The organism is Proteus sp. STS61-E, from assembly GCF_040932335.1.
GTDB classification, from domain to species: domain Bacteria; phylum Pseudomonadota; class Gammaproteobacteria; order Enterobacterales; family Enterobacteriaceae; genus Proteus; species Proteus mirabilis_B.
Window position 1 is genome coordinate 415,976 of record NZ_JBFQGE010000001.1, and the last position, 12,471, is coordinate 428,446.

Sequence of the window (12,471 nt, forward strand, 5' to 3'; positions counted from 1 at the left end):
CTTTTTTGTATGTAAATCATACTTGTTTTTTACACTTTACCCATCATATAATCAGAAAAAGGTAAAGGGGGCGTTATGAATACCACAATACAAAAAAGATCACCTCAAGCGTTATCAATAGAGAGAATGGCTGTTCTTAAAAGAATGGCTAATTTAACTCAAGAGTTAGTTGAAACATTGGCAGAGAAAAAAAGTTTAACTAATGCATTAGAAATGACAGATAACGAACTCGCTAGGCTTATTTTTGAAACACAACTGGAGCGTGCCAGTGAGGTATCGCCAAGGGAACAACGCCAAATTGCTCGTTTAAATGAAGGGGCTATTAAGTTTTCAGAGCAATTAAAAGCATTGGGCGGAACATGTCGTGCTAGCCAAGCTGCTAAAATTTTAGGTGTCAAACGTCAGACAATTAATAACCGCCTGAAAGCAAATAAGCTATTAGCTGTTAAAGTAGGAGGCGAGTATCGATTACCCATATTTCAGTTTGACGGTAACCAACTGATTGATGGTTTAGATGAAATCTTAGTTTTACTGGGTGATATGAGCTCGATCACCAAAATTTCTTTTTTAACAAGCATGTATTTTTTTGATGATGACAAAAATCTTAATGTTATAGATGCATTAAAAAAATATGGACGAATGAGTGAGCAAATGCAGGAAATTATTCATCAAGCTAGCCTTTTTGGTAAACATGTTGCTATTTAATAAACAGCCCAGTATTGGACTGTTTATTCGTCGATATTAATATCAAATTGCAATGTTTCTGTAATGATCTCAATTCCTGAAATATCAGCATATTGCCAATTCTGTGGGAAGTTTTCTTTTCTATTATCACTATAATTATCAATAGAACAATGTGATAACTCTATTAAAGGAGCTAGGCACTCTTTCCTCACCCAAAAAGCAGTACACATACCAAAATAGTGCCTTGAAGGATAGGTTATACCATCATAATCGAGCTCTGGTGTATTCGCTGCCCAGTCAACAATAGTTTGAGTAAAGCTATAATGTTTGCCCGTCATTTTATCCGCGGTGATATGCAGTATGCCTTGTAGTCTTGATATATCGATAAGCTTTGTTTTACGTGTGGTACTTAGTGTATATATTTGTGCTTTTTTTAAATCACTGGAACCAATAATAAAGTTTTTTCTATTTTGATATGTCATCAGTTTTCTATATTCCCTATTAAGAAAATAAAACGTTTGAATAGGGTAGAGGTCAATAAAATCCTTTTCAACACTTTGAATTTAAAAGTAATAAAATTCAGAAAAACTGCAACACACAAAAAAATACCGCCCTCATTAAGGGCGGTATTGTATAAGGGGATACTTATAGAACATATTTATACATTGATAAAGGCTTAACCAATCACTTTATCAATCTGCAATGCAACATCTTTCTCTCTTGTTGTGGGTTTTACTGCCGCCCAACCTTTATACGCTAAAGGTAAGAAAGCGACTGCAATAGCTAATAATGATACGCCAGCGACATAATAGGCACCCGCCATTGCGGTTTTTTCTAACCATATACCTGTTAACATTGGCGTTAATCCACCGAATAAGGCATAAGCCATATTGTAAGCAAAAGACAAGCCAGAAAAACGAATTGATGGTGGAAATGCTCTTGTGCTAACAATCGGTGTAGTTGCAATCGCTCCTACAAAAAAGCCCATCAAACCATAGTTAAACGCTAACTGAAAACCTGTCATCGCGGCATCTAAACTGCCATAGAAATGGAATGCAGTAACAATCAAACCACCCCATGATAATGTCATTGAAGCGCGCGTTCCTAATTTGTCACCAATCCAACCCCAGAATATGCAACCTAAGGTTAACGTTAATGTTGCAACACAGTTTGCTTCTAATGACGTTGTTCTATCAATTTTATAGATCCCTTCAACAATAACGCCCGGTGTCATTAAAATGGTGACAACGATAGCCGTTGATAAAGACCATGTTAACGCAGCAGTAATTAAACACGCTTGTTTGTGGTTCTTAATAACTGAAACGACTGGCATTTCTTGTGCTAACGCTTTTTTCGCCGCCATCTCTTTAAAGATAGGGGTTTCTTGTAAAAAACGACGTAAGTAAACAGAGATTAAGCCAAATACGCCCCCTAAGATAAAGGGAATACGCCATGCAAAATCATTCACTTCTTGGCCGGTATAGCTACGTTGAACGATAATCGCAACGATGGAACCTAATAAAATACCGCCAGTAATACCTGAGGTTAATGTTCCTACACCTAATCCATAACGTTGTTTTGGTGTGTGTTCTGCGATAAATACCCAAGCACCCGGCATTTCACCACCAATAGCCGCACCTTGCATAATACGCATTAATAACAACAATAATGGTGCTGCAACACCAATGCTGGCATAAGTTGGTAATAAACCAATAACTAATGTTGGTACCGCCATTAAGAAGATACTTAAGGTAAACATACGTTTACGACCAATAATATCTCCGTAGTGTGCCATAATAATGCCACCCAGAGGGCGAGCAAGATAACCGGCTGCGAAAATACCTAATGTCTGCATTTGTGCAATAAAGGCGTTATCACCGGGAAAGAACAAGTGGCTCAATGTTTTCGTAAAGAACACGAAGATCACGAAATCATAGAACTCCAAAGTTCCCCCTAGTGAGGATAAACCCAACGTTTTATAGTCGTTGCGGTTCAATGGTCTTGCCGTAGGTTGACTCAACGGCTGAGTGGAGTGTGATTGTGATGTCATAATAACAACCTATAATAATCATCGTGATAAAAATAATAAGTAATAAGTTCACAATTAAATTCTTTTTAAATTAGCGAATAAAATAGGGTGAAAATAAATAACAGCAAAAGGTTATTTAAAGACTATTTATGCGAGAAAGAATAATGTTGTGATGATGGTTTAAGTTATAACAGGAAGCTCTTAATAATGTAAATAGATGAAATTAAAACAACAGTATGTACTGTTTTTCAGGGGTGTTTTTAGATTATCTTGTTTTTGTTGTTGTTATTTCATTTGTTTAAATATCGATATTTTAATAATTACCAACATAAAATAAAAATATTAAATGACTTACAAATAAGTAAGAACTCTGTATTTTTAAATAAAAAATGTTTAATGCTGAATATATTTATTCTAATTTAAATAACCGTAAAAATAATAAATTAAGAGATGCGTTAATTTATTATTTTCCGGAAATAAAGTTATTATTAGATAATTAAGAAAGCTAACAGTATTAATAATGAAAGATATGATCTGATAGAAAATGAATTATTAGAATATTCTACTGTATGTTAAATTCTCACCAATTGAAATTAAATTTCACTAATTCTTTATTTGTTGAAATCAAAACCCAATAAAATTTACAATGATAACTTTATTTTTGTGTTTTTATGCATAATGTGGTTTTTCTTTGTTTTATCGTTAAATTAAAAATAAAAACAAAAAGAGGCATCAAAAAAACTATTCTTGGTTATAATTACATCAGGAAGTCAATTGATATGTCGGAGGATTTATGGTCTCTATCTCAATGAGTGCTGTTCTCTTAGCTGCAATTGTTCTGTTTGCATCACTTTCTATCGTCGCATTAGGTGGTGGTTTGGTATTAAAAACCATGCTTAATAACACCAATCAAAATGACGGCTATTTACTAAGTGCCTCTGTTAAAAAGACTTTTATTACTTCATTGATTATCGCATTGTTGCTTGTCTATTATTACCTTTCAACAACGGCTTAATTATTTATCGATATAAAAAACGCCACTGTATTTTATTAGCAGTGGCGTTAGTGTTATTGAGGCTTTTCTTAGACTAAGAAGATAGTTGCTAAACCTAAGAAGATAAAGAAACCACCTGTATCTGTAATTGCGGTTATCATAACGCTTGAACCAATTGCAGGATCTTTACCTAATTTAATCATTGTCATTGGGATCAATACACCCATCATGGCAGCCATTAAGAGGTTTAATACCATCGCCATTGTCATTACCGCACCCATAGCAAGGTCGCCATAGAGGAGGTAAGTGACAATTCCCATTATTCCCCCCCAAACAACGCCGTTAATAAAGGCAACACCAAGCTCTCTTAAAATTAAGAAAGAAAAGCTTCCGGTTTGAATTTGGTGTAGCGCTAATGCGCGAACAATCATTGTGATGGTCTGATTACCTGTATTTCCCCCAATACCCGCAACAATCGGCATCAATGTGGCGAGGGCGACTAATTGGGAAATGGTATCTTCAAAGACACCGATAACACGAGAGGCAACGAAAGCAGTACATAAGTTGATAGCCAGCCAAGTCCAACGTGTTTTAACAGCTTGACCGACGGGTGCAAAGACGTCTTCTTCAGGGCTCAAACCACCCATACGACGAATATTGGTATCGCTCTCTTCGTGCATGTTATCAACGATATCTTCAACGGTTAATCGCCCCATTAGAAGACCGTTACTATCAACCACGGCGGCTGAAATTAAGTCATAACGTTCGAACGCGCCCGCAGCATCTTCACCTTTTTCTTCTGGCATAAAGCTAACAGTGTCTGTTTTCATTACATCAGAGACAAGCTTATCAGGAGATTGGGTTAAAACGGTGGTTAATGGAAGTTCGCCCAACAGATGGTTTTTATTATCAATAACGAAAATTTTATCCGTTGCTTCAGGAATAGAGCCTCGTTGGCGTAAATAGCGCTGTACCGTTTTTAACGTGACATTGCCTCGCACAGTGACGAACTCAAAATCCATCATCTGACCGACACTGTCTTTTGGATATTGAAGAACTTCTCTTATTCTATTACGCAGGCTTGGTTCTAAATAGGTAAGAAGGCGACGCATCGTATCGCGAGGTAAGTGCTCTGCGATATATGCTTGCTCATCCACATGTAATGTGGCGACCGATCGTAATAACTCACGGTCAGTCATATCTTTAATTAAGCTGTCCCAAACGGCGACAGAAGCTTCGACTAAAACAGCACCACGTTCATTATTATCAACCAAATGCCACAGAGCTAGACGTTCGTCATAGGGAAGGGCTTCAAGAATATCTGCAATATCTGCCGCGTGTAGATCTTGTAGTAATTCTCTAACAGTGGTGATTTTTTCATGAAGTTCATGGTGGCTCAGCCTATCATTTTCACTTGCTTCACCTAAAACGGTTTCAACAAAATGATCATCTTCGAGAAAGATGCTCAAAATTTGCTGACGCAGGTGTGCCACTTTTTGTGAATACGGATTGATGGCAGCCGCAGTATCATTGTTGATAGCTGTTTGAGACATGTTATTCCTTTTTAATTCTTACGAGGGAGATAACCATTGACACTAATTATTCCATTTTAGGATGATTATCGGTCTTCTCCGTATAAAAAATATGAATCTTGAACAATATTGCGTTGGTGATGTTCATATTATGGTCACAAATCAAACCTATGTTGTTATGTGATAGTTGTTGTATGATAGATGCAACAAAAGACGCATTGACTAGCGTCTTTTTCTGTATAATATCATATTGTTAAGCAGATTCCTCTTTTATATCCAGTTTCCAACCCGGAACCGACTGCCAATGCTCTTGTTCTTTTTCTAAATCCAATTCCATCAATGTGTTATCGGAAAGATATTTTTTAGGAAAATAAAGCGTCCAATGATTTTCATCTGTAACTAAACGCAAAGATGCGGGTTTTGTCGTCGATTGTCGCTGATTATTAAGTAAAGTTGCTAATCTTAGTATTTGTACGAGTGGGAAATACTGTTTCTTTTTATAAAGATTAAATTTTGGCAACTCATCTAACTTGATCCCTTTTCGGTGATAGCGAACTAGGGTTGTTAATAACAGTTGTTGCTCTTGATTAAAACCGGGTAAATCAGTATTTGAAAGAATATAGGCAGAATGACGATGTAACCCGCTTAAATTAATGCTTAATCCCACCTCATGTAACATGACAGCCCAGATTAAAATAGCTTCTAAATCAGGACGAACTAATTTAGGATTTTGCTGTGCCCACTGAGCGTAGAGAGACTGCATTGTTTCAAGAACACGTTTTGCTTGCTCTCTATCGATATTATAGTGCTCTGCAAGGCTTTTTGCTGTGCGTTGACGAATATCTTGATGGCGGAATCTGCCTTCCATTTCATAAAGCACACCTTCACGTAATGCACCATCAGAAAGATGTAGGGCTTTTAATCCTAAAGAATCAAAGATACCGCATAAAATCGCCAAACCCGGTACAAAAACATGTTTACGCTCATCGGATAAACCCGGTAGGGCGATATCTTTAAATTTTTTAAATCGTAAAACTTGTTTAGTGAGCATAAGGAGGCGTTCTGGTGTGATAACACCGTCTTTTTCACCGAACTCAACTAAGATCTCATGAGCTGCTTTAATCGTTCCTGAAGCCCCTAAAGCCACATCCCAGCCAGTCATTTTGTATTGCCATGCAATTTTTTCCATTTTACGCGCGGCTTTTTCTCGTGCTTTACGAAAAGCGGATTCACTGATTTTCTGTTCTGGGAAAAATTGACGGCTAAAACTGACACAACCCATGCGTTGGCTTTCGATTAAGATTGGTTCAAAATTTTCACCAATAACCAATTCTGTTGATCCACCACCGATATCAATAACGAGCTTTCGACCTTTTTCAGATTGAGTGTGTTCAACACCCATAAAAATAAGTCGAGCTTCTTCGTGTCCCGAAATAATTTCGATAGGATAAGGAATAACTTCTTTGGCGCGTTGAAGAAAGACTTTCGCATTAGTGGCGACGCGCAAAGTATGCGTTCCCACGACGGTGACATTTTCCGCAGGAAAGCCCTGTAACCTTTCAGCAAAAAGAGAAAGGGCTGAAAGCCCACGTAACATAGCCTCTTCGCTTAATTCGTTATCATCATCAAGCCCGTCAGCAAGATAAACTCGCTGTTTTAAACGGCTTAATACTTGTAATGCGCCATTAACAACCCGCGCAATAATCATATGAAAACTATTAGAACCGAGGTCAATAGCCGCAATTTCTAAAGGACGTGGTGAAGAGTCATCTTGTGATAAAGGCATAGAATTACGCTCGTGGATCTGGTTGTTCTAACAATTTAATGTACTCATAGACAGCAAGCTGGGAACGGATCTTACGTTTATTTCCACGAGGAACATAGCTATTTGTTAAATCTTTATCGATATAACGTGCTTTTACGGTGTCATTAAATTGAATATCCAGAATATCAAGAACGCGCTGTTTAAGTTGAGGATCAAGCAAAGCCACTGCAACTTCAATACGATAATCAAGATTTCGCGTCATCCAATCCGCAGAAGAGAGAAAGATTTTTTCATCGCCTTTATTAGTAAACACATAGACACGATCGTGTTCTAAAAATCGGTCAACAATGCTGGTTACCTGAATATTTTCACTAAATCCCGGTTGATTAGGGACTAAAGAACACATTCCGCGTACTAATAATCGTACTTTTACGCCAGCTTCTGACGCGTCATAAAGGCGATTAACTAGCTCTTCATCAACTAAGTTATTCACTTTTAATGTGATCCCTGCTGGATGTCCGGCTTGGGCACTGTGAATTTCGTTTGTGATTAATTGATTTAACAGAATACGCGAGTTTTGTGGTGAAACCATCAAATGTTCAAAAGTCACTGGACGATAAGGATTTTCAATAAAACTAAAGACGCGGCGCACTTCATTAGTAATTTCGGTATTCGCCGTTAATAGTGAATAGTCAGTATAAAGACGCGCTGTTTTTTCGTTAAAGTTCCCGGTACCAATATGAGCATAGCGAATAATTTCACCATTTTCTAAACGTGAAATGATAAATAATTTCGCGTGAATTTTCAGACCTGGTGCAGAGAAAATAACGTGTACACCCGCTTCTGTCAGACGTTTTGCCCAGTGAATATTTGCTGCTTCATCAAAGCGAGCTTGTAACTCAACGACAACAGTGACACGTTTGCCGTTATGCGCAGCGTGGATCATCGAATCAATGATCCGAGAATCTTTAGCGACACGGTAAATATTGATTTTTATTGAGATAACACTTGGATCGAAAGAGGCTTGGCGCAACAATTCCAGCACATGCTCAAAGGTATGATAAGGATAATAGAGTAAGACATCGCGCTCACGTATTGCATCAAAGCCATTACGGAAATTATCAAACCACACATGGCGTAAGCGTGGGATCACTTTATTTAAAAGAAATTTACTCCCTTCATTTGGGAAGTTAATAAAATCTTTAAAATTATGATAACGACCACCAGCTATTACGGAGTCATTATTCGATAAACCTAATTTACTGCGCAGTAGTGCCACCATTTCATCAGGCATATCCCGTTGATAAACAAAACGGACGGGCTCAGCGGTAAGGCGCTGTTTTAATGTCGATGACATCATTTCAAGTAAACTTGATTCCATTTCTGTCGCAAGATCGTACTCTGCATCTCGCGTCATTTTCATGGAATAAGCACTTAATGAGTCGTAATCAAAAAAGCCTTTAAACACTTCATCAAGACAGTAGCGTAAAATATTATCCAATAAAATCATGGATTTTTTCTTACTACGACCTTGGTCTGTTGGCAGAATGACAAAACGAGGTACTTTATCTGATGGAATTTCTAGTAGGGCATAATGAATAATTTGCCCTTGCGCTATTTCAACCGCTAAATAGGTATAGTCATCTTTAAGAAACTCAACTAAGTCTGTTTCAGGATTAATCAAAATAGGCGTGATGTGTTTTCTTAAATTTTGACGGAAGTATTGGCGTAACCAGATTTGTTGATTAGGTGAGATTTGGCGTTCGTTAATTAAAAATATTTGATTTCGCGCCATTTCAAGTAACAAATCATTATATAAGGCATCAAACTCTTGGTCAGCTTTAGCCACTTTTGACTGAATTTTCTTTATAAGATGGCGAGCATGACTTGATGCAGAGCGTGAACCACGCTCTTCATTAATTAAAATACGGCGTTTTACATCGGCAAAGCGAACCTTGTAGAACTCATCAAGATTATTTGAATAGATCCCCAGAAACCTGACTCTTTCAATTAACGGGTTTCGTTTATCAGCCGCCTCTTGTAATACACGCTCGTTAAACGCAAGCCAACTGATCTCTTTATCAATATAGAGTCGTTCCTGGGACATCTGAACTCCAACAAGGGTTAAAGTTAAAACTTAATATCTGAATAAATCAGACGTGTTGCTTAATGGTCGCACCCGGCTTAACAAAATTTTCGGGTTTCGCCTCTTTGGCTTTTTGTTCAAAATAAGGCGCTTGGAAAGTACACATTCTAATCGCAGAACGGTAGGCACCGTTAACAAAAAACTCATCTATTAAATCACCTTCTTTTTTAAAGCCAAGCTTTTCATAAATATGAATCGCTTTAGCATTCTCTTTATCGACGATCAAATAGAGTTTGTATAAATTAAGTACAGAAAAAGCATAATCCATCGCCAACTTTGCTGCTCGTGCAGCATATCCGTGGCCTTGATGTGCCGGTGCGATGATGATTTGGAATTCAGCACGACGGTGAACATAATCAATTTCAACCAACTCGACAAGCCCAACTTTAGTACCATCACTTTCGGCAATAAAACGGCGTTCACTTTGGTCGTGAATATGTTTTTCATAAAGGTCGCTTAACTCGATAAAAGCCTCATAAGGCTCTTCAAACCAATAGCGCATAACGCTGGCATTATTATCAAGTTGATGGACAAAAGAGAGATCTTCTCGTTCGAGAGGACGTAATTTTATAGGTGGAACTTTCTTACCACCGGACATAAGCACCTCGGTGAATGCATTGAATAAAAAGAGAAAAGGGTGACACAAAAAAAGTCACGCGAGCTACAGTGTAGCACAATGTGACTTTTTATCTTAAACGAAATAGTTAACCAAGGTTGTCGAAAAGCGCAATATCATCGAGAAAGGCTTGATTATTCTGCATTTTTAATCGCTCGTCAGCTAACCAACCGATCGCTAGTGGATAGATACGATACTCTTCAGTTTGTATTCTTGCTTGTAATGATTGTTCTGTATCATCTGGCAAAACAGGAATACGCGCCTGAATAATCATGGGACCACCATCAAGTTCTTCTGTAACAAAATGGACGGTAACGCCATGAAAAGAGTCTTTATTCGCTAAAACTTGGCGATGAGTGTGTAATCCGGGATATTTAGGAAGCAAAGAAGGATGAATATTTAATAATTTATGCTGATAATGAGTGACAAAATCAGGCGATAAAATACGCATAAAACCAGCTAACACCACAATATCGGGCTGATAAGCGTCGATTTGTTCAATTAACGCGTTATCGTAATCCGTTCTGTCATTATAGAGAGTAGGATCAACAAAATAAGCTGGAATATCAGCAAGTTTTGCCCGTTTAAGACCGTATGCATCAGCTTTATTACTTAAGACAGCAACCACATTACCTGTGATTTTATTTGCCCTACAGGCGTCGATAATCGCCTGTAGGTTGCTGCCGTTTCCTGAGATAAGGACGACAATATTTTTCATTCACATGCTTTCATTAGTTAATAATAACTTGTGCTTCACCAGTAGCTTGTGGCGCAACTTCACCAATTAACCATGCGTTTTCACCACACTCAGCCAGATGTGCTAATGTTTTTTCAACATCATTTGGGTTAACGGCAATTAACAATCCAACGCCACAGTTAAAGGTGCGATACATTTCATGTGTGCTGACTTGTCCGGCATCTTGTAGCCATTTGAAAACTAGTGGCCATTCCCAGCTTTTACTTTCAATACGCGCTTGCGTGTTTTCAGGTAATACGCGAGGAATATTTTCCCAGAATCCGCCACCTGTAATATGTGCCACGGCATGGATATCTACATTTTCAATTAATGAAAGCAGTGACTTCACATAAATACGAGTAGGGGCTAATAGGTGATCGGCTAATGATTTATCGCCTAATGATGTGTTTTCAGCTTGCGTATTGCTGACTTCAAGAATTTTTCTGACTAATGAATAGCCATTAGAATGAGGACCACTTGATGCTAAAGCGATTAGCGCATCGCCAGCCTTAACTTTGCTACCATCGATAATTTCTGATTTTTCAACCACACCGACACAAAAGCCTGCGATATCATAATCGTTACCGTGGTACATTCCTGGCATTTCAGCAGTTTCACCGCCAACTAACGCACAACCAGATTGCTTACAACCTTCTGCAATACCTGTTACTACGCGTGCTGCGGTATCGACATCTAATTTTCCTGTGGCATAGTAGTCAAGGAAGAAAAGGGGTTCTGCACCTTGAACAATCAAATCGTTGACACACATTGCGACTAAATCAATACCGATGTCATCATGGCGATTTAAATCCATCGCAAGGCGAAGTTTAGTTCCTACGCCATCTGTGCCTGAAACTAAAATAGGTTCACGGTATTTAGATGGAATTGCACAAAGTGCGCCAAAACCACCTAAACCCCCCATAACTTCAGGACGGCGGGTTTCTTTTACTACACCTTTGATACGATCGACTAAAGCATTACCTGCATCAATATCGACACCGGCATCTTTATAGCTGAGAGAGGATTTGTTAGTCACGTAGAGCCCTCACGGCAAGTTGCTGTTAAGAAAAAATGTGTGCGGACGCTATTCTAACAGGCAAAGCAAACGTTTGCGAGGATCTTCTTTATAGGTCACAATTATTCATGTTGGTGTGGTTAAAAGCTGTGCGTTTGATCAATATCAATAGAAAAACGATGGAATGTTGGCAAAAAAGCGGTATAATCTCGCGATTTTTTTGTCAGGCTGCGTCGTACATTAGGAGAAATTATGAAGATCGTTGAGGTAAAACACCCACTCATTCAACATAAATTGGGGCTGATGCGAGATCATGATATAAGCACTAAACGCTTTCGTGAACTGGCTTCAGAAGTTTCCAGTCTACTGACGTATGAAGCTACCGCCGATTTAGAAACAGAGACGGTAACAATAGAAGGTTGGTGTGGTTCGGTAGAGATAGAACAGATTAAAGGAAAAAAAATCACAGTAGTTCCTATCCTCCGTGCAGGTATCGGGATGATGGATGGAGTATTAGAAAATATTCCTAGTGCCCGAATCAGTGTAGTTGGCGTTTACCGCGATGAAGAAACATTAAAACCTGTCCCTTACTTCCAGAAATTAGCATCCAATATTGAAGAGCGTATGGCTCTTGTTGTTGACCCTATGTTAGCAACAGGCGGCTCTATGATTGCCACAATTGATTTATTAAAAAATGCGGGCTGTACTTCAATTAAAGTATTAGTACTGGTTGCTGCTCCAGAAGGTATTAAGGCATTAGAAGAAGCTCATCCAGATGTGGAGTTATATACTGCATCTATTGATAGTCATCTTAATGAGCACGGGTACATCGTTCCAGGTCTTGGCGATGCTGGTGATAAGATATTTGGTACAAAATAATAATTAAGCCGACTTTGATAGTCGGCTTTTTTTTGGACCACTTATTTGTTCTATACTCTAAATATTTTAAGGTGC

Annotated in this window: 11 protein-coding genes; 3 read left to right on the plus strand and 8 right to left on the minus strand. The window is 38.3% G+C overall.

The genetic code is table 11. The annotated features are described in order from the left end of the window. Positions 1-75: 75 nt before the first annotated feature. Positions 76-705, plus strand: coding sequence for a DNA-binding protein (locus AB4J89_RS01960; protein ID WP_088495284.1), 630 nt, complete (start codon positions 76-78; stop codon positions 703-705). A gap of 23 nt (positions 706-728) precedes the next feature. Here AB4J89_RS01960 and AB4J89_RS01965 read toward each other — a convergent pair whose 3' ends face one another. Beyond that, on the minus strand, positions 729-1,166 hold the full coding sequence (locus AB4J89_RS01965; protein ID WP_368467906.1) for a hypothetical protein: 438 nt from the start codon (positions 1,164-1,166) through the stop codon (positions 729-731). Positions 1,167-1,360: 194 nt separating this feature from the next. After that, on the minus strand, positions 1,361-2,734 hold the full coding sequence (locus tag AB4J89_RS01970) for an MFS transporter (protein WP_088495286.1): 1,374 nt from the start codon (positions 2,732-2,734) through the stop codon (positions 1,361-1,363). A 772-nt stretch (positions 2,735-3,506) separates the two neighbouring features. On the opposite strand from AB4J89_RS01970, the gene AB4J89_RS01975 reads away from it, so the two are divergent. Beyond that, positions 3,507-3,728: a hypothetical protein gene (locus tag AB4J89_RS01975; RefSeq protein ID WP_088495287.1), complete on the plus strand. Its 222-nt coding sequence runs from the start codon at positions 3,507-3,509 to the stop codon at positions 3,726-3,728. Between the two features lie 68 nt (positions 3,729-3,796). On the opposite strand, the gene mgtE is transcribed toward AB4J89_RS01975, so the two are convergent. The 6 genes from mgtE to purM all read right to left on the minus strand — a co-directional run bounded on the left by mgtE (position 3,797) and on the right by purM (position 11,538). Continuing rightward, on the minus strand, positions 3,797-5,260 hold the full coding sequence (mgtE, locus tag AB4J89_RS01980; protein ID WP_088495288.1) for a magnesium transporter: 1,464 nt from the start codon (positions 5,258-5,260) through the stop codon (positions 3,797-3,799). A 232-nt stretch (positions 5,261-5,492) separates the two neighbouring features. Then, positions 5,493-7,025, minus strand: a complete 1,533-nt coding sequence (gene ppx / locus AB4J89_RS01985; RefSeq protein WP_088495289.1) for an exopolyphosphatase — start codon at positions 7,023-7,025, stop codon at positions 5,493-5,495. 4 nt (positions 7,026-7,029) lie between these two features. Then, positions 7,030-9,111: a polyphosphate kinase 1 gene (gene ppk1 / locus AB4J89_RS01990; RefSeq protein WP_088495290.1), complete on the minus strand. Its 2,082-nt coding sequence runs from the start codon at positions 9,109-9,111 to the stop codon at positions 7,030-7,032. A 46-nt stretch (positions 9,112-9,157) separates the two neighbouring features. Continuing rightward, entirely contained in the window at positions 9,158-9,748 is a 591-nt protein-coding gene (gene speG / locus AB4J89_RS01995) for a spermidine N1-acetyltransferase (RefSeq protein WP_088495291.1), read from the minus strand. A 106-nt stretch (positions 9,749-9,854) separates the two neighbouring features. Then, positions 9,855-10,484, minus strand: coding sequence for a phosphoribosylglycinamide formyltransferase (purN, locus tag AB4J89_RS02000; RefSeq protein ID WP_088495292.1), 630 nt, complete (start codon positions 10,482-10,484; stop codon positions 9,855-9,857). A 13-nt stretch (positions 10,485-10,497) separates the two neighbouring features. Beyond that, positions 10,498-11,538 carry a phosphoribosylformylglycinamidine cyclo-ligase gene (purM, locus tag AB4J89_RS02005; protein WP_102949494.1) on the minus strand — a complete coding sequence of 347 codons (1,041 nt, stop codon included), beginning with the start codon at positions 11,536-11,538 and terminating at the stop codon, positions 10,498-10,500. A 231-nt stretch (positions 11,539-11,769) separates the two neighbouring features. Here purM and upp point away from each other — a divergent pair, with 231 nt between their 5' ends. Continuing rightward, positions 11,770-12,396 (plus strand): uracil phosphoribosyltransferase, encoded by a 627-nt coding sequence (gene upp / locus AB4J89_RS02010; protein WP_023581896.1) that lies wholly within the window; start codon positions 11,770-11,772, stop codon positions 12,394-12,396. Positions 12,397-12,471 lie beyond the last annotated feature (75 nt).